The organism is Caenibius sp. WL (assembly GCF_019803445.1).
Lineage (GTDB): Bacteria > Pseudomonadota > Alphaproteobacteria > Sphingomonadales > Sphingomonadaceae > Caenibius.
The window spans coordinates 2,387,402-2,409,342 of record NZ_CP081844.1; the positions used below are offsets into that span (position 1 = coordinate 2,387,402).

The 21,941-nt window shown below is 63.6% G+C and carries 24 protein-coding genes and 1 tRNA gene; 7 read left to right on the plus strand and 18 right to left on the minus strand.

The features are described from left to right. The first annotated feature begins 137 nt into the window (after window positions 1-137). Window positions 138-617, plus strand: a complete 480-nt coding sequence (locus tag K5X80_RS11350; protein ID WP_222557846.1) for a peroxiredoxin — start codon at window positions 138-140, stop codon at window positions 615-617. Window positions 618-693: 76 nt separating this feature from the next. Here the strand turns inward: K5X80_RS11350 and folE are convergent, their stop codons facing one another. Both folE and K5X80_RS11360 read right to left on the minus strand, forming a co-directional pair. Then, a complete protein-coding gene (folE, locus tag K5X80_RS11355) occupies window positions 694-1,302 on the minus strand; it encodes a GTP cyclohydrolase I FolE (protein WP_222557847.1) in 609 nt (202 codons plus the stop codon). Between the two features lie 125 nt (window positions 1,303-1,427). Beyond that, window positions 1,428-2,189: a helix-turn-helix domain-containing protein gene (locus K5X80_RS11360; protein ID WP_222557848.1), complete on the minus strand. Its 762-nt coding sequence runs from the start codon at window positions 2,187-2,189 to the stop codon at window positions 1,428-1,430. 219 nt (window positions 2,190-2,408) lie between these two features. Here K5X80_RS11360 and K5X80_RS11365 point away from each other — a divergent pair, with 219 nt between their 5' ends. Continuing rightward, on the plus strand, window positions 2,409-2,870 hold the full coding sequence (locus K5X80_RS11365; RefSeq protein ID WP_222557849.1) for an Lrp/AsnC family transcriptional regulator: 462 nt from the start codon (window positions 2,409-2,411) through the stop codon (window positions 2,868-2,870). Between the two features lie 21 nt (window positions 2,871-2,891). On the opposite strand, the gene K5X80_RS11370 is transcribed toward K5X80_RS11365, so the two are convergent. Both K5X80_RS11370 and K5X80_RS11375 read right to left on the minus strand, forming a co-directional pair. Next, window positions 2,892-3,095 (minus strand): hypothetical protein, encoded by a 204-nt coding sequence (locus tag K5X80_RS11370; protein WP_222557850.1) that lies wholly within the window; start codon window positions 3,093-3,095, stop codon window positions 2,892-2,894. Between the two features lie 188 nt (window positions 3,096-3,283). After that, entirely contained in the window at window positions 3,284-3,520 is a 237-nt protein-coding gene (locus K5X80_RS11375; RefSeq protein ID WP_222557851.1) for a helix-turn-helix transcriptional regulator, read from the minus strand. Between the two features lie 12 nt (window positions 3,521-3,532). Here K5X80_RS11375 and K5X80_RS11380 point away from each other — a divergent pair, with 12 nt between their 5' ends. Continuing rightward, window positions 3,533-3,742 (plus strand): hypothetical protein, encoded by a 210-nt coding sequence (locus K5X80_RS11380; RefSeq protein WP_222557852.1) that lies wholly within the window; start codon window positions 3,533-3,535, stop codon window positions 3,740-3,742. 57 nt (window positions 3,743-3,799) lie between these two features. On the opposite strand, the gene K5X80_RS11385 is transcribed toward K5X80_RS11380, so the two are convergent. After that, window positions 3,800-3,876, minus strand: a tRNA-Arg gene (locus K5X80_RS11385). Window positions 3,877-3,922: 46 nt separating this feature from the next. Further along, window positions 3,923-4,375, minus strand: coding sequence for an NUDIX domain-containing protein (locus K5X80_RS11390; protein WP_283249165.1), 453 nt, complete (start codon window positions 4,373-4,375; stop codon window positions 3,923-3,925). Between the two features lie 95 nt (window positions 4,376-4,470). Between K5X80_RS11390 and K5X80_RS11395 the strand changes: the two genes are divergently transcribed. Together K5X80_RS11395 and K5X80_RS11400 are read left to right on the plus strand one after the other, a co-directional pair. Next, complete coding sequence (locus K5X80_RS11395) at window positions 4,471-4,650, plus strand: Flp family type IVb pilin (RefSeq protein ID WP_261390509.1); 180 nt, start codon at window positions 4,471-4,473, stop codon at window positions 4,648-4,650. Window positions 4,651-4,764: 114 nt separating this feature from the next. After that, window positions 4,765-4,986, plus strand: coding sequence for a Flp family type IVb pilin (locus tag K5X80_RS11400; RefSeq protein WP_222557853.1), 222 nt, complete (start codon window positions 4,765-4,767; stop codon window positions 4,984-4,986). 1,051 nt (window positions 4,987-6,037) lie between these two features. Here K5X80_RS11400 and K5X80_RS11405 read toward each other — a convergent pair. The 5 genes from K5X80_RS11405 to K5X80_RS17085 form a co-directional block, all read right to left on the minus strand. Next, on the minus strand, window positions 6,038-7,525 hold the full coding sequence (locus K5X80_RS11405) for a M48 family metalloprotease (RefSeq protein ID WP_222557854.1): 1,488 nt from the start codon (window positions 7,523-7,525) through the stop codon (window positions 6,038-6,040). Window positions 7,526-7,634: 109 nt separating this feature from the next. Beyond that, window positions 7,635-8,600: an acetyl-CoA carboxylase carboxyltransferase subunit alpha gene (locus K5X80_RS11410; RefSeq protein ID WP_222557855.1), complete on the minus strand. Its 966-nt coding sequence runs from the start codon at window positions 8,598-8,600 to the stop codon at window positions 7,635-7,637. Between the two features lie 9 nt (window positions 8,601-8,609). Next, window positions 8,610-9,458 (minus strand): tyrosine recombinase, encoded by an 849-nt coding sequence (locus tag K5X80_RS11415; protein ID WP_283249166.1) that lies wholly within the window; start codon window positions 9,456-9,458, stop codon window positions 8,610-8,612. Window positions 9,459-9,492: 34 nt separating this feature from the next. Next, window positions 9,493-11,373: a hypothetical protein gene (locus K5X80_RS11420; RefSeq protein ID WP_222557856.1), complete on the minus strand. Its 1,881-nt coding sequence runs from the start codon at window positions 11,371-11,373 to the stop codon at window positions 9,493-9,495. Further along, window positions 11,370-11,504 (minus strand): hypothetical protein, encoded by a 135-nt coding sequence (locus K5X80_RS17085; protein WP_261390510.1) that lies wholly within the window; start codon window positions 11,502-11,504, stop codon window positions 11,370-11,372. Before K5X80_RS17085 ends, K5X80_RS11420 begins: the two co-directional genes overlap by 4 nt. Window positions 11,505-11,584: 80 nt before the next feature. On the opposite strand from K5X80_RS17085, the gene K5X80_RS11425 reads away from it, so the two are divergent. Both K5X80_RS11425 and aroB read left to right on the plus strand, forming a co-directional pair. Next, the gene (locus K5X80_RS11425; protein ID WP_222557857.1) at window positions 11,585-12,154 is read left to right on the plus strand and encodes a shikimate kinase; all 570 of its coding nucleotides are present in this window, start codon (window positions 11,585-11,587) and stop codon (window positions 12,152-12,154) included. Further along, on the plus strand, window positions 12,145-13,251 hold the full coding sequence (aroB, locus tag K5X80_RS11430; protein WP_222557858.1) for a 3-dehydroquinate synthase: 1,107 nt from the start codon (window positions 12,145-12,147) through the stop codon (window positions 13,249-13,251). Before K5X80_RS11425 ends, aroB begins: the two co-directional genes overlap by 10 nt. 39 nt (window positions 13,252-13,290) lie before the next feature. Here aroB and K5X80_RS11435 read toward each other — a convergent pair whose 3' ends face one another. The 7 genes from K5X80_RS11435 to K5X80_RS11465 form a co-directional block, all read right to left on the minus strand. Then, window positions 13,291-13,662, minus strand: coding sequence for a tRNA-binding protein (locus tag K5X80_RS11435; RefSeq protein ID WP_222557859.1), 372 nt, complete (start codon window positions 13,660-13,662; stop codon window positions 13,291-13,293). Window position 13,663: 1 nt separating this feature from the next. Next, window positions 13,664-15,688, minus strand: a complete 2,025-nt coding sequence (locus K5X80_RS11440; protein ID WP_222557860.1) for an acetyl-CoA carboxylase biotin carboxylase subunit — start codon at window positions 15,686-15,688, stop codon at window positions 13,664-13,666. A 74-nt stretch (window positions 15,689-15,762) separates the two neighbouring features. Continuing rightward, a complete protein-coding gene (gene bioB, locus K5X80_RS11445) occupies window positions 15,763-16,800 on the minus strand; it encodes a biotin synthase BioB (RefSeq protein WP_261390512.1) in 1,038 nt (345 codons plus the stop codon). Continuing rightward, the gene (gene scpA / locus K5X80_RS11450; RefSeq protein WP_222557862.1) at window positions 16,797-18,962 is read right to left on the minus strand and encodes a methylmalonyl-CoA mutase; all 2,166 of its coding nucleotides are present in this window, start codon (window positions 18,960-18,962) and stop codon (window positions 16,797-16,799) included. The genes bioB and scpA overlap by 4 nt, the downstream gene beginning before the upstream one ends. A 17-nt stretch (window positions 18,963-18,979) precedes the next feature. Further along, window positions 18,980-19,768 (minus strand): enoyl-CoA hydratase-related protein, encoded by a 789-nt coding sequence (locus tag K5X80_RS11455; RefSeq protein ID WP_222557863.1) that lies wholly within the window; start codon window positions 19,766-19,768, stop codon window positions 18,980-18,982. After that, entirely contained in the window at window positions 19,768-20,205 is a 438-nt protein-coding gene (gene mce, locus K5X80_RS11460; protein ID WP_222557864.1) for a methylmalonyl-CoA epimerase, read from the minus strand. Before mce ends, K5X80_RS11455 begins: the two co-directional genes overlap by 1 nt. 10 nt (window positions 20,206-20,215) lie before the next feature. Further along, window positions 20,216-21,748: an acyl-CoA carboxylase subunit beta gene (locus K5X80_RS11465; protein WP_222557865.1), complete on the minus strand. Its 1,533-nt coding sequence runs from the start codon at window positions 21,746-21,748 to the stop codon at window positions 20,216-20,218. Between the last annotated feature and the right edge of the window lie 193 nt (window positions 21,749-21,941).

Here is a 21,941-nt window from a genome sequence, read left to right on the forward strand (position 1 = left end):
CAGGCGCCGCCTTTAGCCGCTCGGCCGCTATGAGGCAAACCCTCGCACGCTTACCCGGCACCACCGTGCGCAAAGCGGTTGCGGCCCCATGGCAGCGCGCTTATGCCAGCGCACGGAGCCATTGAAAGGATGAACCGATGACGATTTCCGTGGGTGACAAGCTGCCCGACGTTACTTTGGTCAAAGCCACTGCCGAAGGGCCGGACAAAGTCCAGTCGAGCGATTATTTCGCAGGCAAGAAGGTTGCGCTGTTTTCGGTGCCGGGCGCTTTCACGCCGACCTGTTCGGCCAAGCATCTGCCCGGTTTCGTGGAAAAGGCCGCCGATCTGAAAGCCAAGGGCATCGATGAAATCGCCTGCACCGCCGTGAACGATGCGTTCGTGATGGGCGCATGGAACCAGCGCGACGGTTCGGCCGATGTCACCATGCTGGCCGACGGCAACGGCGAGTTCGCCCAGGCGGTCGGGCTGACGATGGATGGCAGCGGTTTCGGCCTGGGCCAGCGCGGTTCGCGCTGGTCGATGGTCGTCAACGATGGCGTTGTCGAACAACTCAACGTGGAAGGTCCGGGCGAATTCAAGGTCAGCTCTGCCGAACACATGCTCGGTCAGCTCTGAAGCTGACTTGCACCGCGAAAAGGAAAGGGCGCCCATTGGGCGCCCTTTTTCTATCCGATACCGGCCGGCGAAACCGTCAGTAGCCCATCAGGCTCAGCGCTTCCTTGCGGCTGCGCTCGTCCTCCAGGAAAACGCCCATCATCTGGCTGGTCACCATGTTGACGCCGGGTGTGCGCACGCCGCGCGCGGTCATGCAGGCATGGCTCGCCTCGATCACCACCGCAACGCCCTTTGGCTTGAGATTGTCCCAGATGCACTGCGCGACCTCGGCCGTCAGCCGCTCCTGAATCTGCAGGCGCCGGGCATAGCCGTGAAGCACGCGGGCGAGCTTGGAAATGCCGACCACGTGATCCTTGGGCAGATAGGCGATCGCCGCCTTGCCGATGATCGGCGCCATGTGGTGTTCGCAATGCGACTGGAAGGGAATATCCTTCAACAGCACGACTTCGTCATAGCCGCCCACTTCCTCGAAAATGCGGGAAAGGTGGATGGACGGGTCTTCATCGTATCCGATGCAATATTCCTTCCACGCGCGGGCAACGCGCTTGGGGGTATCCTGCAGACCTTCGCGTTCAGGATTGTCCCCGGCCCAGCGGATCAGCGTGCGGATGGCGTCCTGCACCTCATCGGGAACAGGCGCCTTGCCCCGCAACTCATCATCATCCGGACCTGGCTGGCTGCTCATTCGGCTTTCCCCTTCTCGACCATCATTATCCGTCTTGCGGCCATGCAACCGCCGCGTGTGGAGCCCCTTAGCCATAACAGGCAAGGCTTGTCGACCTTGCGCAGCCCCCACGCACGGCCTGTCATTCAGCTTTCCCAGTCGTCGGCCCCGGTCACCGCCTTGTTCAGCTTGACCAGATCGAGCGGACGCATGGCGCAGACCATGCCATACCATGTGCGGTTCAACAGCGCGGTATCGCGGTCCCGCTCGGCCAGGGCCTGCACATCGCGCCGGTGCTGCTCGATCAGTTCGGCCAGCATCGCCGCGCCCGCGTCCGACAGCTTCATCACTTCGGAAGCATAGACCGTGTCCGCCGCGGCAAAATCGATGGCCAGAAACTGCGGCTTCATCCGCGCCTCGAACAGCGAACGCATGGGCGATTTGCGGAAGATCAGCGAACGGTCGACCAACGAGCGCACTCTGCCCCCCGGCAGACGGTCGATCAGGGCGAGCCGTTCCAGTTTCGCCAGCGCCATTTCCATCGCCTGCTCCGGAACGCCGAGATCGCGCGCGATTTCCACCGGGGGCGTGCCGCCGACAATCGTCATGAACAGGAACGAGAGGAACACGTCGCTGGCCAGTTCGCGTTCCTGCGCCAGCGTCAGTTCCCGCGCCAGGCCGTGCTGCCCCTGCTCCGCCTCCCGCGCGAGATCGCCGATGCCCATGCCGCATAGCCCGGCCAGACGTTCGATCTTGTCGAGCGTGAGGCCCTTGCCCGCCAGCCAGCGCTTCGCCGTCGCCTCGCTGATCGACAGCGCTTCGCCCAGGCGCCGCGCCGTCCACCCCGCCTGACGCAGTTCCCGCCGAAGGAGAGCCACCATGGCCGTACTGACAGATTCGTGCCGCATCGCGGCATACAACATGCGATACGACCCCGCTTGGCAAGTGGCATATCATTAAAAATTGCGCGATTTTGCTTGCCTTGCTGAAATGGCCCGGTCAAATTCCCCATTCGCGTAGCTGGCGATGGAATTGATTACGCAAATTGTATGCCACGGATTTTCACCAGTTTCAGTGCCTCCGCACAGGTAACACAGCCTTCCCCCGGCAGAGTTGACGGCTAAGCGATGGCGGAAGTCTTCATCGACGATCTCGATCGCCAGCTTATCGCGATTCTCGCCGGCGATGCGCGCGTTTCCAACCGCCGCATCGCGTCCGAACTCGGAGTCACCGAAGGCACCGTGCGTGGCCGGATCAAGCGGTTGCAGCAGGACAAGCTGATCAGCTTCACCGCGATCACCGGGCTCGAACTCGCGTCGAAATCGCGGCTGGGCAAGATTCGCGTTCAGGCGGAAGCCGTCCGCCAGCGCGAACTGGCCAATCTCATCGGGCAGATGTCGCCGGTCAACGCCGTGTTGCTGACGATGGGCTCGTTCAACATTCTGGCGATGTGCCTGTTCGAGGAACTGGACGAACTGGCCGATCTCGCGTCCAACCGCATTCTCGTGCTGCCGGGCGTGCATCATGTGGAAACCTCGGTCGCCGTGCGCCAGCTCAAGTACAACACGCTGGTCGCCAAGATCACCTGAGCGCGCGGCGCTGCGGCGCTGCTAAGTCCGGCCATTTCGTTGAAAGATATACCACATGCCGCGCGGGCCCGCACAAACGGAGAAATGGTAAGCCGCGTTGCGGAACACGTCGACGCTGTCGAAGCCGTGCGACTCCATCACAAACAGGATCGATTCGGCCGAGCGAACCGACACGGCTTGCGACTGCATCCTGTGATCTGACGGGACGATCTGGAACCGGGACATGATAAATGCTCCGAATCAAGCGGGAGCACATATCGCATGCTGTCTCTCAGTCATCCGCTTGCCATGATGATTTCGGACGATGTGGCCAGCTTACGCCATTTCCCAATCCCCGGCGACGGCAACCTTCATAACAAATGTTAAGCACTGGGCCCGGGATCAGCTCGCCCGCGACGGGCCAAAGCCGGAAATCACCCGCGCAAAAGATCCGCAACAGACTTGCCGACGATCCGGGCCAATTGGGACATCTTGACGAGGCTCGGATTGGCGAGCCCCCGTTCCAGATGGGAGATATAAGTGCGATCCAGCCCGGCCAGCTGGCCGAGCCGCGCCTGGGTCAGGCTCGCTTCCCGCCTGGCCTCTCGCAGACGGCGAGCAAAAACCTGTAACTCGGTGGGTACGAGCTTGATCGTCTCGCGGTGCGGCAAGTGAAACTCCGAATGCTGATGATTTCAATCGGTGCTGCACGTGACCCGTTCGGCAACCTGTTCGATATAGCAATCAAGCGCCTGATGAGAAACCCCGCATGTCCGCTTATCCGCAAGGATGCGCTGATCCGGGGGCGCGCTGGCAGCGTCGCGGGATGGTATCGCCAAAGTTTCGGGCATCGGGCGCGCCATTGCCCCACGCGCCGTTTATCCGGTGCCTGAAACGGCGAGAGGCGGCACCCTATTCGGAAGCCGCCTCGCCTAACCTCTTGAAAACCTTGGCGCGCCCGGAACGATTCGAACGTCCGACCCTCAGATTCGTAGTCTGATGCTCTATCCAGCTGAGCTACGGGCGCGCTTGGTGAGGCGGCACATAAGGGGCAAGTTTGGGCTTGGCAATCCCTAAGACGAGAAGTTTTTCACCGCGAGGCAAGAAACCAGATCGATATCCAGCGGCGGCATCGGATATTCGCCGAATGCCGCCGGTTCAACCCACGCGAAAGAGCCCCCTTCCCGCGCTTCGGGTTCCCCGTGCCACGCCCCAGCCTCGTACAGCAGGATCAGGATTGCCCGGCCGCCGTTTGCGCCGCCGCCCGTTCCATCGCTTTCGGCCCCATCACTTTCGGCAAAGCCGGCCGGCGTCAGCGATTCCGCTTCCAGCACCAGCCCCAGTTCCTCCTCCAGTTCGCGCACCAGCGATTCGCGCGGGCTTTCGCCGGGTTCCACTTTGCCGCCGGGAAATTCCCACAGGCCGGCATGCGCTTTGCCCGGCGGGCGCCGTTGCAGGAGAACGCGCCCCGCCCGATCCCGAATCATCGCCGCGACGACGAGCAACATGGCCGCATTCCTTTCCACTCTCTCTCCTTTCGGAAACACTTCGTTAGGATATTTCCCTGCATAAGCGCATTTGGCCGACAGGCCATCGGGGACACAGGCCGAGGGGGCTCGCCGTGAAACAGTGCAAGGGGCTTACACGCCTGCTCCGCGATAGCGCGGGGGCTGCGGCCGTTGAATACGGCCTGATCCTGGCCCTGATCGTTCTCGCCATCATGACTTCCGTCCAATTCACCGCAACACAAGCTCTTGCGCTGTGGGAGAAAGTCAAAATGGCCGCCGACGCTGTAATGTAATGAACAGATTTCCTGCCATGGTTAGGAATTTATCAACGAGTTCCCGGCAAATACGCCTTTGTTCGATCCGATAGTGGAAAGAGCCGGGGAACTAAAACCCACAAGGAGACGACAATGAAATTCTTCCAGAGCGTGCTGCGCGATGAATCGGGCGCAACGGCTATCGAATATGGTCTGATTGCAGCCCTCGTCGCGGTTGCCGCGATCGCAGCGATGAGCTTCCTGGGCGGCGAACTCACGAACCTCTTCAACGGGGTTGGCAACGAGCTTTCGGATGCTACCACAAACCTCGACACCTCTGCGGGTACGACCACGGGTACGACCACGGGCGGCTGATCTAGCACCTTATACCAGACGAAGGCGGCGGGGAAACCTGCCGCCTTTTTCGTTGGCGATCCTGGCGTTTGCCAACGCTCTAGCTATTCGACCCTGAGCCGCAGCGTGTCCTGAGCGCTTGGCTGCACGCAATCTGGCTGCAACCGTGGAACAGCACCCCTGCGCGGAGATGCCGAAACGATGACCGGGGAAGCAAAGCACTCCAGCAAACCTTTTTCCTACATGCCCAAAATCTGCCTTATCCTGCCGGATGACACAGCGCAGACATCCGTCCGCCCACTCCCGGTCCTTCGTTCCCGGACTGATGCGAGCCCCGCGCGGAATGGCAAACGAAGGATGCCATGTTCGCATCCCACCCGTTCACGCTCCACCCGTCCACTCCTCCTCCGCTCAGCCTGAGCTTGTCGAAGGCCGCGCGCGGAAGGTGTGCTGGAAACTGCTTGGAGTGCGGGGCTATCGTTTGCCCACGTCCTTCGACAGGCTCAGGACGAACGGATGGGATATTGGCCGGACGGACGAGACGCACGGTAACATGATACCGGCACGAAAAGTCACACCCGATGCCCTGCCCACACCCGCTTTCGAAGGGGCCGCTGCGCACGCGGATGGGTCCGCGTGCCTGGCCGGGGGCAGCCGCAGGCCCAGCGATAGCGCGCTGTTACGGCTTCCACCGCAGGATGACCGGGTCTCGCGCGGGCATGAGTGGAGGCTGCGGGGATGAGCGGACAATGCGCGCACTTTCAGGCCGCTTTGTGTCAACCTGTGGGATAGGCATGGCATATTCGCATCCCAACCCGCTCAACCACCCGTTCACTCCCTCCGCTCAGCCTGAGCCTGTCGAAGGCTGCGCGCGGAAGGTGGACTGGAAGTCTGTCAGAGTGTGGGGCTGCCGTTTGTCCGCAGCCTTCGACAGGCTCAGGCCGAGCGGATACTGTGCCAGAGGGGCGTGCGAAATCATGCACAGGGCCAAGATCGAGCGGAATTGCGCCCAAGGCCGGGTGCCAGACGGAAACGCCCTAAAGGGGCCAGACGCCTCGTACCGCCCCGCCCCTCAACTGGCCGCTTTGACGACGATCTTGACTTTCTCGCCCGCGGTCAGCCGGTCGCTGGCGTTCAAGCCGTTCAGCACCCGGAAACGGGCTTCGCGCGCATCGTCGAACGCCATGCGTGCGGCGAGCGAGGCCACGGTGTCGCCCGGCTTCACTGTCACCACTTCCACCCGGCGCGGTTTGATCGCCGATGCCTCGCTCGCGCTGAGGCGGCGCATCGAGCGGTACATGCTGTTGAGCGAACCCGATTGCCCCGCCGCCGTGATCGCGGCGAAATGGAACGCGCGGTTCTGCGCGAATTCATAGGCGAAAACCACCACGTCCACCTGCCCGCTGCTGGTGTTCGCCCGCGCGACGCCATAGGCCGCCGGAATGCCGTTCACCGTCGTCCGCTCGATCGTGCTGGGCGCCAGCGTCTGCCCCTGCCCGACCAGCGCGTTGAACGCGGTGCGGATGTAGCTTTCGAGATTGCCGCTGTACGCCGCGGCGGTGAGCTGCGCCCGGCCGCTCTGCCCGTTGATCGACACGGCGCGCGCGCCGTTGACGAGGTAGAAGCCCTGCGGTGCTTCGAAGGAAAGGCGGAATTCGGGGTGCAGGAACCTGCGGCCTTCAATCACCCCCTGCTTCGGATCGTCGCCATACATGATGCCGTTGATCCGGGTGAGGAACAGATCTTCGTTCGTCTTGCCGGTCGCGGCGGCGCCCGCCTTGGCATAGGCGGTCTGCACGCGCGAGGCGGGATCGGGGTGGGTGGACGCCCATTCCGGCACGCCCGAAGCCTTGCCCTGCAACTGGGCATCCAGCGCATTCTGCGCGGCAAGGCTTTCCAGCACATGCCCCATCGCCCGGGGATTGTACCCGGCCCGGGCAAGGTATTCGATGCCGAGATCGTCGGCCTGCAATTCCTGCCCGCGCGAATAGCGCAACGTCGCCAGTTGCGGTGCGGTGGTCGCGATTTCCTTGCCGATCTGGCCCAGCGCGCTGTCACCGAACACCACGCCCGACAGCACCTGGCCGAGCACGCCGAGCAGCGCATTCTGCTGCGCCGCGGCCTGGCGGCGGGCGGAATGCCGCGCGGCGACATGGCCGACCTCGTGCCCCATCACACCGGCCAGTTCGGCTTCGTTGTTCATCAGCGCCACAAGCTGGCGGGTGACGTAGACATAGCCGCCGGGAATCGCGAAAGCGTTGTTCACCGAGGAATTGAGCAGCGTGACGGTAAAATCGCCCGGCGCGCTGCTGAGGCCGGAATGCACCGCGACATTGCGCGTCACGCTCGCCACATAGTCCGCGCGGGGCCCGGTTTCGGCGCCGCCGAATTCCGCCACCAGTTCGGGATGGGCCTTGGCGCCCTCCTGCCGTTCCATCGCGCTCAGCGGCGTGCCGGTGGACGCAATTTCCCCGCCCATGCACCCGCTCAGCGTGAGCGGAAACAGAGCGCAGGTGGAAATCAGGGCGAGCCGTTTGCCCAAAACCGCCGCGAACCGCATGTGCAAGCCTCCTCCAAGCATGGCGCGCCCTTTCCATGGCGCCGTCATTGTCTGCGGCCGATCCGGAACTGGCGCAACCCATCCGCCGATGAGCTGCCGAATCGCCCGGCTATTTCGTTTTCCGCTCCACACCCGCGCCAATGCCGAGGAAGCGATCTTCGCGCATGCGTTGCAGCGCGCCACGATCCATCGCCACCAGCGTGTCCAGTTCTTCGGCAATCGCATCGCGCAGCGTCAGCGCGGCGGCGCGCGGATCGCGATGCGCCCCCCCCACCGGTTCCGGCACGATCCGGTCGATCACGCCGAGCTTGAGCAGATCGCGCGCGGTCACTTTCATCGCTTCGGCCGCTTCGGGCGCTTTTTCCGCCGTGCGCCAGAGAATCGAGGCACAGCCTTCGGGCGAGATCACCGAATAGACGGCATGTTCCATCATCAGCACGCGTTCGGCGCTGGCCAGCGCGACCGCCCCGCCGGAACCGCCTTCGCCCACGATCGTCGCCACCATCGGCACGTCCAGCGCGAGGCACGCCTCGGTCGAGCGGGCAATCGCTTCGGCCTGGCCGCGTTCTTCCGCTTCCACGCCCGGGAACGCGCCCGAAGTATCCACAAGAGTGACGACCGGAAGGCCGAAACGGCTGGCCATTTCCATCAGCCGGATCGCCTTGCGATAGCCTTCCGGTTTGCCCATCCCGAAATTGTGGCGCAGGCGGCTTTCGGTATCGTGCCCTTTTTCGTGGCCGATCAACATGATTCGCCGATCGCCCAGGCGGGCGAAGCCGCCGACGATCGCTTCATCCTCGCCATAGTAGCGGTCCCCGCCCAGAGGGATGAAATCCTCGAAGGCATAGGCCACGAAATCGCGGAAATGCGGGCGCATCGGGTGGCGTGCAACCTGCGTTTTCTGCCACGGTGTCAACGAACCGTAGATGCTGGCGAGCAGATCGGCGCTTTTGCCTTCGAGCCGTTCCAGTTCACTGCTGATATCGACATCGTCGCCTTCGGCCGCTGCACGCAGTTCGGTAATGCGCGATTCCAGCGCGGCGACCGGTTTTTCGAATTCGAGATAGGAGATCATCGTATTGCGCTAGTCCGCATGAGCCCTTCGGGCAAGAGGATGCCGTTCATTCACCAGTGCGACAAGCCTCGCCGTGTCGACATGGGTGTAAATCTGCGTTGTCGCGATATCGGCATGGCCGAGCAAAGTCTGCAGCACACGCAAGTCCGCCCCGCCTTCGAGCAGATGAGTCGCGAAAGCATGGCGCAGGACGTGCGGACTGACCTTTTCGGGCGCAATCCCGGCGCGCACCGCGAGATCTTTCAACAACTGGAACAGGCGAATGCGGGACAAATGCTTGCCGCGCGAAGGAAACAGGAACTTCCCGCCATCCGGGCGCAGTTCCAGCCACTGGCGCAGCGCCTGCCCCGCCCGGCGGCCGACCGGCACCATCCGCGCCTGCCCGCCTTTGCCCGTGACGGTAACAAACGGCGCGTCGCGGGGCACGGCGGCAAGCGGCAGGGAAACGAGCTCGCTCGCCCGCAGACCCGATCCATAGAGCAATTCGAGCAGAGCCAGCATGCGCACGGCCTCAGCCCTGCCGCTTTCCGCTTCGGATTCGGCGCAGGCGAACAGCGCCTCTATCTCCGCATGCGTGAGCAGCCGGGGCAGCGGGCGGCGTGTCACCGGGCGGGGCAAAGCGGACGAGGGATCGTCCTTGCGCCAGCCTTCATCCACCAGAAACCCGAAGAACTGCCGCAAGGCCGAGCTTTTGCGGGCAAGGCTCGACGGGGCAAGGCCCGACCATGCCCTGGTGAGGCGAATCAGCGATTCGCGATCCGCCGCGGCAATATCGCCGACGATCTCCTCCGCCCCTTCCAGATCGCGGCGATAGGCGGCCAGCGTGTTGGCCGCCGCGCCGCGTTCCGCAGCCAGCATGGACAGGAAACTGTCGATGGCGGCGGCGATGGCCCTAGCCCCGCGCGACCGCCTCGGCCGCGATCATCCGCGCTTCGGCCGACAAACCGACCCGATTGAGCGCGGAAACGATATGGTAGAGATGGCGGGGCGTCATCTTGCCCCAATCGTCGCCCTGCATGCCAAGCCCAGCAAGCAGCGCGACAAGTGCGGGATTGTTCACTTCGGCCGCCTTGTCGATCATCCGGGTCCACCGGGTCGGCTTGTCGAGACTGTCGCCGAGATCCCCGGCGAGATTCACCGCCGTTGCCTTGTCGAGCCGCCCCAGCCCGGCCAGCCCGGCCACCAGGAAGCGCGATTTGCGCTGGCCCGCGCTGGTATCGTCATCGATGAAACTGCTGACCGAGGACGTGCTCACCTGCCCTTCCCGCTCCGGCTGGGCCACGGCCAGAAGGCCCCATGCAGCGCTGCCATCGCTCACCACGCCGCCCCAGCGCATCGCGTTGTGATCCAGCCCCGCGGCCAGCATCGAAGCAACCAGCGAAGCCGCATCGTCGGCCAATGCGTCGTTCGCCGGGATGCGCGCGGCGGCAAACGCCGTCAGCACCAGGCGGCCATAATCCGGCTGCCCTTCCGTGCCCCAGATATCCCGCATGGCAGCCACGCGATTTTCATAGGTTTCGCCCGCATAGGCATCGCGCAGGCGCACCGCGCGCGTGGCGGCATCGCCGGTCACTTCATCGTCGGCATAGATCTGCGCATAGAGATCCACCATCGCCTGCGCCGAGAGAATGCCTTCGCGCGCAGCGATATCGGCGGCCTGCGCCCGTGTCGCCAGCGGCAGCATCGGGGCGATGGCCGCACTGCGCCAGTAATAGGGCGATGCATCGCGCATCAGCTTGTCGGGGATGGTGACGCCCAACGCATTGGCCAGCGAGAAACGCCAGGGATTGAGTTCGGAAACCTTGTCCCATTCGATCGTCACCGCACCCCGGGCATCGGCGGCGGCATTCGCGAATCGCTGTGCCAGCAGCACATCGATCATCGGGGCGATTTCCCTGGTCCGGGCGCGGCGCAGGTCCGTCTTTGCGCTGCTGCCCCGGCCGGAATAGGCATCGCAGATCGACCGGGCGAGTTGCCACTGCGGATCGGTGCGCAAGCTGCCGTGCAGCCGGGTGGCCGGGCAGATGCCGAGAATATCCGACGTAGCGACGTAGGAATCGAACGCCACGCCGATCAGCGCCGCGTCGTAATTGGCCGTATCGACATCCTGCACCAGCGACCGCGCGACCACAGGTTCGCCCAGCTTGTTGAGCACATTGGCGCGCAAGGCGGCGAATTCGACCGGATTCATATCGGCAGGCGCGGTCAGTCGGCTGGCCAATGTCCGGCGCAACAGGATATGGCCCCAACGCGAAACGAGCGGCCCCTTGGTCCCGCGCAGGGCAGCGCGGACCAGCGACGCAGGCTGGCCTGCCAATGCCTGCGAAGGCATCCCACCTTCGGCGCTGTCGATCACGCCGACCCGCTCCATCGACCGCCGCACCGATGCGGGAATATCGAACTTCGGCTTCAGGCCCAGCAATTCGTCGATCTGGTCGTTCGACATCGAATCGAGTTCGGCCAGCGTCGGCAGCTTATCGGGCAGCGCGGCCACCGGGGCATCGCTCGCCCCCGTGGGATCTGCCGGGATGATACGCGGAGCGGCGGAGCCGCCCGGCGATGGCGCCGAAGCGGGCTGTGCAGACGTGCCGCCCGGGCGCGAGGGAGCAGGCGTGGGCGTGGGCGAAGGAGACGGTCTGGGATCGTCAAACCCCGGCGGCAGCAGCGATTCCGGGGCATCCTGCGCCACCACGAGCGTGGAGCACACCAACGCCGAACACAAAGCCAGCGCCCCACCACCGGCCAGCAGGCCGCGTTTCACAGTCCAGATCACAAATCGCCTCCCGGCACCGCCACAGGCTCGCTGATATCGTGCAGCGGCTGTTCGCCACCGTTGATCCAGGCGTAGGCGAAGACCAGAGCCACGAACACCGCCAAAACCACCCAAAATCGCCTGCCGGCCATCGTTTAACCGTCTTCCTGCCAATGAACTCCGCGCGAGCGCGCTTGCACTGCCGGTTAGCGCATCTATAGGCAGGGCGGCAATGACTGTCGATCAGCCCCCCCCTTCTCATGGCGATATTGCCGCCCTTATGGCACGGATCGACCGGCCTATCGTCTTGGTCGGGCTGATGGGCGTCGGCAAATCGTCGGTCGGCCGCCGTCTGGCCGCGGTGCTCGATCTGCCGTTCACCGACGCCGACGATGCCATCGAAGAAGCCGCGCAGATGACTATCAACGACATGTTCGCGATGCACGGCGAACAGGATTTCCGCGACGGCGAACGGCGCGTGATCGCGCGGCTGATGGAAGAAGAACGCGGCGTGATCGCCACCGGCGGCGGCGCTTTCGTCAATGAGGAAACGCGCAAGCTGATTCTCGACAAGGGTCTGGCGGTCTGGCTCGATGCCGATCTCGATACGCTGGTCGAACGCGTCGGGCGCAAGGACAACCGGCCCTTGCTGCGCGATGGCAATCCGCGCGATATTCTGGCCCGGCTGAAGACGGAACGCGAACCGGCCTATGCACAGGCGCCGATTCACGTGCTCAGCGCCCCCGGCCCGCACCAGCGGACGGTCAATGCGATTCTGAAAGCGATCGATTCATGGCTGTGATTCCCGTCGAATTGGCCGGACGGCCTTACGAAGTCCATGTCGGCACCGGATTGCTGGCCGATATGATCACCCATTGCCGGGGCCGCCTGCGCAAGCGCGGTGTGCCGATCGTTACCGATGCCAATGTGCACGCGGCGTGGGGCGCGGTGGTCGATCACGCATTGCGCGAAGCGGGGCATGAACCGCACTGGCGCATCCTGCCTGCCGGCGAAGCGACCAAGAGCTGGGACCAGCTTGCCGCCACGGTCAACTGGCTGCTCGAATGCGAAGTCGAACGCGGCGATCATATTCTCGCGCTCGGCGGCGGAGTGATCGGCGATCTGACCGGGTTTGCCGCTGCGATTCTCAAGCGCGGGTGCCATTTCATCCAGTTGCCGACCACGCTGCTGGCGCAGGTCGATTCGTCGGTCGGCGGCAAGACCGCGATCAACACCCCGGCGGGCAAGAATCTCGTCGGCGCGTTCCATCAACCCTCGCTGGTGCTGGCCGATCTCGCAGCGCTCGAAACGCTGCCCGCGCGCGAACTCGGTGCGGGCTATGCCGAAGTCGTCAAATACGGTCTGATCGGCGATGCCCCGTTCTTTACATGGTGCGAGGAAAACGGCCCTGCCCTGCTCGCCAGGGATACGGCGCTGCGCGAATATGCCGTGGCCCACAGCGTGAAAGCCAAGGCCCGGATCGTGGCGGAGGATGAACGCGAAACCACCGGCATCCGCGCCCTGCTCAATCTCGGCCATACGTTCGGCCATGCGCTGGAAGCCGAAACCGGCTTTTCCGACCGCCTGCTCCACGGCGAAGGCGTGGCGCTGGGCATGGTTCTGGCCGCCCGCTATTCCGCGCACATCGGCCTGATGGGCGCCGGCGAAGCCCGCCGGATCGAAGATGTGATCGCCGCCAGCGGCCTGCCCGCGAAGCTTTCGCAGCTCGGCCTCGATTGCGACGGCCGCACACTGGCCAACCACATGCTGCATGACAAGAAGATGGACGCGGGCACTCTGCCCTTCGTGCTGATGAAAGGCATCGGACAGGCATTCCTCGCCCGCGATGTGCAATTGGACGATGTGGCGGCGTTTCTGGACGGCGAACTGGCGCGCTGAATTTCGCGCCACCTGCTTTCCCAAACCTAAACTAACCTCTCAGAACAACCGCGCCCCATTGGGCACGGGCACATCGGGCGAGAACAGCACCACCCGCTCCTGATCGTCGGCGAAACCGATCGTCAGCACTTCCGACAGGGCTTTGCCGATCTGGCGCGGGGGGAAGTTGACCACGGCGGCCACCTGCCGCCCGATCAGGTCATCCGGCTTGTAGAGCGCGGCGATCTGCGCGCAGCTCCGTTTCACCCCGATAGCAGGCCCGAAGTCGATCCTGAGTTTCAGACTCGGCTTGCGGGCCTCGGGGAACTCCTCCGCCCCGACGACCGTGCCGATCCGGATATCGACTTTGAGGAAATCCTCGAAAGCGATCTGATCTGCTACCGGTGCGTCGGGGGCGTGGAGGAGATGCATCTTATTCCAGTTCGAGAATGATCGCGTCGACCGCCAGGCTGTCGCCAGCCTTGGCGTTCACGCTTTTCACCGTTCCGGCCTTTTCGGCGCGGAGGATGTTTTCCATTTTCATCGCTTCGATCACCGCCAGCGGCTGACCGATTTCGACCTGATCGCCTTCGGCAACGTCAAGACGGACGAGCAGGCCCGGCATCGGGCAGATCAGGAAGCGCGAAAGATCGGGCGGGATCTTTTCGATCATGTGGTGGACATACTTCGCGGCCCGCGCGGGCAGCACGCGCACATCATGGATCGCGCCGCGCGTCGTCAGGCGGAAGCCCGCGCGCCGCTGTTCCACTTTCACCGCGATCTCCTCGTCCCCGATTTCGGCGGTGACGAGCGGTTCGCCCGGCGTGTAGGCCATCGACAGATCGACCGGCGTGCCATCGACAGTGATGGTGTCTTCATCGATCACCACATCATGCAGCGCATCGCCGATCTTGACCTGCCATTCGGCGGGCGGTTCGAGCGCGGTGCCGCCGAGCTGGTTATCGATCTGGCGCGCGCGATCCGCCTGCGCGGTGGCGAGGAAGCCGGCAATCGCGGCGATATCGCGCAGCAGTTCGGGTGATGCGGCCGCACCGTGGAACCCTTCGGGATATTCCTCGGCAATGAAGCCGGTGGTCAGTTCGCCCGAGCGGAAACGCGGATGCTGCATGATCGCGGAGACGAAATCGATATTGTGGCCGAGGCCTTCGATGCGGAATTCGTCCAGCGCCTTGATCTGCTTGTCGGCCGCTTCGTCGCGCGTCTTGCCCCAGGTGATCAGCTTGGCGATCATCGGGTCATAGAACATCGAGACTTCGCCGCCTTCGTAAACGCCATCGTCCACGCGCACGCCATCGACGCCGCGGCGGCCATTTTCGGCGCCATCGTCCGTCCAGCCCTCAACCGGCGGCTGATACCGCACCAGACGGCCGGTGGACGGCAGGAACCCGCGATAGGGGTCTTCGGCATAGACGCGGTTTTCGATCGCCCAGCCATCGATCTTCACGTCTTCCTGCTTGATCGACAGTTCTTCGCCCGCCGCGACGCGGATCATCTGTTCGACCAGATCGACGCCGGTGATCGCTTCGGTAACGGGGTGTTCCACTTGCAGGCGGGTGTTCATTTCGAGGAAGTAGAAGCTTTCCCCGGTCTTGTCCGCGCCCGACACGATCAGTTCGACAGTGCCCGCGCTGTGATAACCCACGGCCTGCGCCAGCGCGACGCACTGTTCGCCCATCGCCTTCCGCATCGCGGGGGTGACGAACGGCGACGGCGCCTCTTCCACCACTTTCTGGTGGCGGCGCTGGATCGAGCATTCGCGTTCGTTGAGATAAATCACGTTGCCGTGCTTGTCGCCCAGCACCTGGATTTCGATATGGCGCGGGTCTTCGATGAACTTTTCGATGAACACGCGGTCATCGCCGAACGAATTCAGACCTTCGCGCTTCACGCTTTCGAAGCCTTCGCGCACGTCCTTCTCGGTGTAGGCCAGGCGCATGCCCTTGCCGCCACCGCCAGCCGAAGCCTTCATCATCACCGGATAGCCGATCTCGTTCGAGATGCGCACCGCGTGCTCGGTGTCGTCGATCTCGCCGACATAGCCCGGCACCACGTTGACGCCCGATTCCTTGGCCAGCTTCTTGGATTCGATCTTGTCGCCCATGGCGGCGATCGCATTCACCGGCGGGCCGACGAAAGCGATGCCTTCCTTTTCCAGCGCTTCCACGAAGCTGGCGCGTTCGGACAGGAAGCCATAGCCGGGATGCACGGCATCAGCCCCGGTCTGCTTGCAGGCGGCGATGATCTTGTCCGCGATCAGGTAGGATTCGGCAGCAGGCGACGGGCCGATATGCACCGCTTCGTCCGCCATCTGGACGAACGGCGCGCGCGCATCGGCGTCCGAATAGACGGCAACCGTCTGGATACCCATGCGGCGGGCGGTCTTGATCACGCGGCAGGCAATTTCGCCGCGATTGGCGATGAGGATCTTCTTGAACATCGGTGTCCTACTGTTCGACCTGAAAAGGAAAGTGTTGGGTACTGCTCACGAGGAGCGGTGAGAAGAAAAGGCAATCATTCGGCGGCTTGCAGCTTGGCGCAGCCGCGCGGCATGCGGGCGGCTTCGGCTTCCGCCTCGGTCTGCGTGATCGGCATCGGCGTGATCCCGAGCCGGGCGAACATCGCCGCGTCGTTATCGTCACCGGCGTTGGGCGCGGTCAGCAGCTTGTCACCGGTGAACAGCGAATTTGCCCCGGCAAGGAAGCACAGCGCCTGTGTCGCTTCCGACATCGATTCCCGGCCCGCCGAAAGGCGAACCATCGATTCCGGCATGGTGATGCGCGCCACCGCCACGGTGCGGACGAATTCGATATCGTCGATCTTCGCCAGCGGGGTGTCGGCCAGCATATCGCCCAGCACGGTGCCTTTCACCGGCACCAGCGCGTTGATCGGCACGCTGCCCGGATGGCTGGGCAAAGTCGCCAGCGTGTGCACGAAGCCGACGCGATCCGCGCGGGTTTCCCCCATGCCGACAATGCCGCCCGAACAGACGTTGATCCCCGCCCCGCGCACGTTGGACAGCGTATCGAGGCGGTCATCCATCGTGCGGGTACTGGTGATTTCGCCATAGCGTTCGGGCGAAGTGTCGATGTTGTGGTTGTAGTAATCGAGCCCGGCCTCGGCCAGCATATCGGCCTGCGCGGGCGTCAGCATGCCCAGCGTCATGCAGGTTTCCATGCCCATGGCGCGCACGCCCTGCACCATTTCGATGATGGCGGGCATGTCGCGATCCTTGGGGTTGCGCCAGGCGGCACCCATGCAGAACCGGGTGGAGCCCTGATCGCGGGCCTGCGCGGCGCGCTGGAGCACTTCCTGCACGCCCAGCAGCTTGGTCGCCTTGACGCCGCTTTCCGCTTTCACCGATTGGCTGCAATAGCCGCAATCTTCCGGACACCCGCCCGTCTTGATCGAGAGCAGCGTCGACAGCTGCACCTGATTGTGCGGATGGTTCGCGCGGTGAACCTCCGCCGCGCGGAAGACCAGCTCCATAAAGGGCAGGTCGAACAGCGCGGCAATTTCTTCACGCGTCCAGTCGTTGCGGACTTCGCTCACTCGGCGGCCTCCTTCACGTGTTCGCCCGCAGGCGGCATGTTGTGACCGAGCAGGCGCAGCACATCGGCGGCGCATTCGACCACGTTGGAACCCGGGCCATAGATGCCCTGCACCCCTGCATCGCGCAGGTAGTCGTAATCCTGCGGCGGAATCACGCCGCCCGCAATCACCTTGATATCATTGCGGCCCGCTTCGCGCAGCCGGTTGATCAATTCGGGGATCAAGGTCTTGTGCCCGGCGGCGAGGCTGGAGGCGCCCACCACATCCACTCCGCTGTCAAGCGCGAGGACGACGGTTTCTTCCGGCGTCTGGAACAGCGGGCCCGACACCACATCGAAGCCCATATCACCGAAGGCGGATGCGATCACGTTGGCGCCGCGATCATGCCCGTCCTGCCCCATCTTGGCGACCAGCAGCTTGGGCTTACGGCCAAGGCGGCGTTCCACCGCCTGCACCCCTTCGACGACCTGCGCCCAGCGCGTGTCATCCTTGTAGGGGGCGGCATAGACGCCTTTCACCGGGGTCGGCTGCGTGCCGTAGCGGTCGAAGCTTTCTTCCATCGCCAGGCTGATTTCACCCAGCGTCGCACGGGCGCGGGCGCATTCCACGGCATGGGCCAGAAGATTGGTTTCGATGGATTGCGGCGCGGCCGCGGCCTTGCGCAGCGCATCGAGCGCGGCCTGGCACTTCGCCTCGTCCCGCTCCGCCTTCATCTTGTTGATGCGGGCGATCTGCGCTTCGCGGACCTTGGTGTTGTCGACTTCCAGCGTTTCCAGCAGGTCTTCGTTGGCAAGGCGATACTTGTTCACGCCGACGATCACATCGTCGCCCCGGTCGACACGCGCCTGACGGGCCGCGGCCGCGGTCTCGATCATGGCCTTGGGCCAACCGGCGGCCACCGCCTTGGCCATGCCGCCTTCGGCTTCGACCCGATCGATGATTTCCTGCGCGGCATCGACGAGCTGCTTGGTCAGCGCCTCGATATAGTACGACCCGCCGAGCGGATCGACCACCTTGGTCATCCCGGTTTCTTCCTGGATGACGATCTGGGTGTTGCGCGCGATGCGGGCGGAGAAGTCGGTCGGCAGCGCAATCGCTTCGTCGAGCGCGTTGGTGTGGAGCGACTGGGTGCCGCCCAGCATCGCCGCCATCGCTTCGATCGTCGTGCGCATGACGTTGTTGTAGGGGTCCTGCTCGGTCAACGACACGCCCGATGTCTGGCAGTGCGTCCGCAGCATCTTGCTGCGTTCGTCCTTCGCGCCGAGATTGGTCATCACGCGGTGCCACAGCACGCGCGCGGCGCGCAGCTTGGCGATTTCCATGAAGAAATTCATGCCGATGGCGAAGAAGAAGGACAAACGTCCCGCGAACTTGTCGATATCGAGGCCGCTGGCAACGCCATAACGCACATATTCGGCGCCGTCGGCGATGGTGAAGGCCAGTTCCTGCACCTGCGTCGCCCCGGCTTCCTGCATGTGGTAGCCGGAAATGGAGATGCTGTTGAACTTCGGCATCTCGCGCGATGTATAGCCGAAGATGTCGGAAATGATCCGCATCGAAGGTTCGGGCGGGTAGATATAGGTGTTGCGGACCATGAACTCCTTGAGAATGTCGTTCTGGATGGTCCCGTCGAGCAGCTTGCGCTCGACCCCCTGCTCCTCGCCCGCAACGATGAAGAAGGCGAGAATCGGGATCACCGCGCCGTTCATCGTCATCGACACCGACATCTGATCGAGCGGAATGCCGTCGAACAGGATCTTCATGTCCTCGACGCTGTCGATGGCCACGCCTGCCTTGCCGACATCGCCCACCACGCGCGGGTGATCGCTGTCATAGCCGCGATGGGTGGCGAGGTCGAAAGCGACCGACAGGCCCTTCTGACCCGCCGCCAGATTGCGGCGGTAGAAGGCATTGGATTCTTCGGCGGTGGAGAAGCCGGCATACTGGCGGATCGTCCACGGACGCCCCGCGTACATCGAGGCGCGCACGCCGCGCGTGAACGGCGCGAAACCGGGCAGGCCGGGCTCCCAGCCTGCGATATCCTCGCTCGTGTAAAGCGGCTTGACGTCGATCCCTTCCGGCGTGTGCCAGGTCAGGTCCTTGCCTTTCACTTCCTTCTCGGCAAGGGCCTGCCAGTTTTCGAGAGTGGGCTTGTCAGTCATATCGTCCTCGTGCCGCCTCAGCGGCCCTTGAATTGGGGTTTGCGCTTCTCGGCAAAAGCGACGAGAGCTTCCCGGAAGTCCTCGCTATAGCCCAGCACGCGCTGGTTATCGCGTTCCAGTGTCAGCACCTCGTCCAGCGTGCCTTGCGCCGCCGCGTTCATCTGGCTGCGGATCAGGCCGATGGCCTTGCCCGGCCCGGCGGCCAGCTTGGCGGCAATCGCCTGGGCCGTCGCCAGCACTTCGCCATCATCGGCAACGCGGTTGATCAGGCCGGCGGCTCTTGCGTCTTCGGCCGACAGCTTTTCGCCCAGCAGCGCCATTTCCATCGCCCGCGCACGGCCGACGCTGGCCGCGACCAGCCAGCTTGCGCCCGCATCGGGAACCAGCCCGATATTGACGAACGCCAGCAGCACATAAGCGGAGCGGGCCATGACCGAGATATCGCCCGCCAGCGCAAGGCTGAGGCCCGCGCCCACGGCCGGGCCATTGATCGCGGTGACCAGCGGCACGGGCAGGTCCATCAGCCGCCGGGTGAAGGGGTTGTAATGATCGTCGATCAATTGCCCGAGATCGTCCGGCAAGCCTTCATAACCCGCGCCATCGGGCTGCAGGTCCGCGCCGGAAGAAAAGGCGCGCCCTTCCCCGCTCAGCACGAAAGCCTTGCAACCATCGGCCAGCGCCGCATCGATCGCCGTGTTGAGTTCGGCAAAGACGTTGGGCGTCAGCGCATTGAGCTTGTCCGGGCGCGCCAGGAACAGAGTCGTGACCGGGCCTTCGCTCGACACCGTGATGAAATTGTATGCCATCAATGCGCCTCTTTCGGGGTTTCCATGATCTCGGTCAGCACCCCGTTCATATCCTTGGGGTGGACGAAGAAAATCAATGTGCCGTGCGCGCCGATGCGCGGTTCGCCCAGAACGCGGGCGCCCTTGCCTTCGAACCATGCCTTGGCTTCGAGGATATCGGGCACCTCATAGCACATGTGATGCTGGCCGCCCGCCGGGTTCTTCGCAATGAAGCCATGGATCGGCGAATCCGCGCCCAATGGCTCGATCAGTTCGATCTGCGTGCCCGCGGTGCCGTTCTCGCCCGGCGTGTCGACGAAGCACACTTTCACGCCCTGCGTGGGCATATCGAACGGTTCGTGGATTTTCGTCGCACCCATCACGTCGCGGTAATAGGCGATCGACTTTTCCAGCGACGGCGTTGCCACGCCGATATGATTGAGACGGCCAAGCTTCATCGTCCGATCCTTACAGCGGGATATTGTCGTGCTTCTTCCACGGGTTCTCAAGCTCCTTGTTGCGGAGCTTGCGCAGGCCCAGGGCGATGCGGCGGCGGGTGGAATGCGGATTGATCACTTCGTCGATGAAGCCCTTGCTCGCCGCCACGAACGGGTTGGCGAAGCGGTCTTCGTATTCCTTGGTGCGGTCCGCGATCTTGCCCGGATCGCCGATATCCTTGCGGAAGATGATCTCCACCGCGCCCTTGGCGCCCATCACCGCGATTTCGGCGGTCGGCCAGGCATAGTTGAGATCGCCGCGCAGATGCTTGGAACTCATCACGTCATAAGCGCCGCCATAAGCCTTGCGGGTGATAACGGTGATCTTGGGCACGGTCGCTTCGGCATAGGCGAACAGCAGCTTGGCGCCGTGCTTGATGATGCCGTTGTGTTCCTGCGAGGTCCCGGGCAGGAAGCCCGGCACGTCGACGAAGGTCAGGATCGGGATATTGAAGCAGTCGCAGAAGCGCACGAACCGCGCGGCCTTCTTCGAGCTGTTGATGTCGAGCACGCCGGCCAGCACCAACGGCTGGTTGGCGACCACGCCCACGGTGCGGCCTTCGACACGCCCGAAACCGCAGATGATGTTGGCGGCATGGCCCGGCTGCACTTCGAAGAAATCGCCTTCGTCCAGCACCTTACGGATGACTTCGTGCATGTCGTAAGGCTGGTTGGCATTGGCCGGGATGATCGTGTCGAGGCTGTCCTCGATCCGGTCCCACGGATCGGAAGTCGGGCGCTCGGGCACCTCTTCCTTGTTCGACAACGGCAGGAAATCGAAGAAATCGCGCACGGCCAGCAGCGCTTCGATATCGTTCTCGAACGCGATATCGGCGACCGAGGTCTTGGTGGTGTGCGTGATCGCGCCGCCCAGTTCTTCCTGCGTGACGACTTCGTTCGTCACCGTCTTCACCACGTCGGGGCCGGTCACGAACATGAACGAGCTATCCTTCACCATGAAGATGAAGTCCGTCATCGCCGGCGAATAGACCGCGCCGCCCGCGCAGGGGCCCATGATAACCGAAAGCTGCGGCACCACGCCCGATGCGTTGACATTGCGCTGGAACACTTCGGCATAACCGGCCAGCGAGGCGACGCCTTCCTGAATGCGCGCGCCGCCGGAATCGTTGAGACCGATCACCGGCGCGCCGACTTTCATCGCCATATCCATGATCTTGCAGATCTTCTGCGCATGGCGTTCGGACAGCGCACCGCCGTATACGGTGAAATCCTGGCTGAACACGAAGACCAGACGCCCGTTGATCGTGCCGCTGCCGGTGACGACGCCATCGCCCGGAATGTGTTCTTCATGCATCCCGAAATCGACGCAGTTGTGCTCGACATACATGTCGTATTCTTCGAAGCTCTCTTCGTCGAGCAGCACTTCGATGCGTTCACGCGCGGTCAGCTTGCCTTTGGCATGCTGGGCATCGATGCGCTTTTGCCCGCCACCCATCTTGGCGGCTTCGCGGCGGCGTTCCATTTCGGCGATATTGGCTGACATTCAGCGGTCCCTCGAGCAAAATGGCCCGGCCTTGCGATCCCCCGGGGATCGGCCGCGCCATGATTGTCCATTTTCGCATGATTTCCCGCAAACCGCCGACTCAGGCGGTCCGCATCATGCCCAAACATATGCAGTGTGCGCCCTTGGCGGCAGATATGCGCCGAGTCCAATGTTAATTTGCGAAGTTGCAAAC

Bases quoted from the DNA above. Each gene is read 5' to 3' on its own strand.
- K5X80_RS11405 (WP_222557854.1), bottom strand. From the start codon at position 7,525: ATGCGGTTCGCGGCGGTTTTGGGCAAACGGCTCGCCCTGATTTCCACC.
- K5X80_RS11415 (WP_283249166.1), bottom strand. From the start codon at position 9,458: ATGCTGGCTGCGGAACGCGGCGCGGCGGCCAACACGCTGGCCGCCTAT.
- K5X80_RS17085 (WP_261390510.1), bottom strand. From the start codon at position 11,504: ATGGCCGGCAGGCGATTTTGGGTGGTTTTGGCGGTGTTCGTGGCTCTG.
- K5X80_RS11380 (WP_222557852.1), top strand. From the start codon at position 3,533: ATGCTGATGATTTCAATCGGTGCTGCACGTGACCCGTTCGGCAACCTG.
- K5X80_RS11360 (WP_222557848.1), bottom strand. From the start codon at position 2,189: ATGCGGCACGAATCTGTCAGTACGGCCATGGTGGCTCTCCTTCGGCGG.
- scpA (WP_222557862.1), bottom strand. From the start codon at position 18,962: ATGACTGACAAGCCCACTCTCGAAAACTGGCAGGCCCTTGCCGAGAAG.
- K5X80_RS11435 (WP_222557859.1), bottom strand. From the start codon at position 13,662: ATGCATCTCCTCCACGCCCCCGACGCACCGGTAGCAGATCAGATCGCT.
- folE (WP_222557847.1), bottom strand. From the start codon at position 1,302: ATGAGCAGCCAGCCAGGTCCGGATGATGATGAGTTGCGGGGCAAGGCG.
- K5X80_RS11455 (WP_222557863.1), bottom strand. From the start codon at position 19,768: ATGGCATACAATTTCATCACGGTGTCGAGCGAAGGCCCGGTCACGACT.
- K5X80_RS11425 (WP_222557857.1), top strand. From the start codon at position 11,585: ATGACTGTCGATCAGCCCCCCCCTTCTCATGGCGATATTGCCGCCCTT.
- K5X80_RS11440 (WP_222557860.1), bottom strand. From the start codon at position 15,688: ATGTTCAAGAAGATCCTCATCGCCAATCGCGGCGAAATTGCCTGCCGC.
- aroB (WP_222557858.1), top strand. From the start codon at position 12,145: ATGGCTGTGATTCCCGTCGAATTGGCCGGACGGCCTTACGAAGTCCAT.
- K5X80_RS11370 (WP_222557850.1), bottom strand. From the start codon at position 3,095: ATGTCCCGGTTCCAGATCGTCCCGTCAGATCACAGGATGCAGTCGCAA.
- K5X80_RS11350 (WP_222557846.1), top strand. From the start codon at position 138: ATGACGATTTCCGTGGGTGACAAGCTGCCCGACGTTACTTTGGTCAAA.
- mce (WP_222557864.1), bottom strand. From the start codon at position 20,205: ATGAAGCTTGGCCGTCTCAATCATATCGGCGTGGCAACGCCGTCGCTG.
- K5X80_RS11400 (WP_222557853.1), top strand. From the start codon at position 4,765: ATGAAATTCTTCCAGAGCGTGCTGCGCGATGAATCGGGCGCAACGGCT.
- K5X80_RS11410 (WP_222557855.1), bottom strand. From the start codon at position 8,600: ATGATCTCCTATCTCGAATTCGAAAAACCGGTCGCCGCGCTGGAATCG.
- K5X80_RS11465 (WP_222557865.1), bottom strand. From the start codon at position 21,748: ATGTCAGCCAATATCGCCGAAATGGAACGCCGCCGCGAAGCCGCCAAG.
- K5X80_RS11365 (WP_222557849.1), top strand. From the start codon at position 2,409: ATGGCGGAAGTCTTCATCGACGATCTCGATCGCCAGCTTATCGCGATT.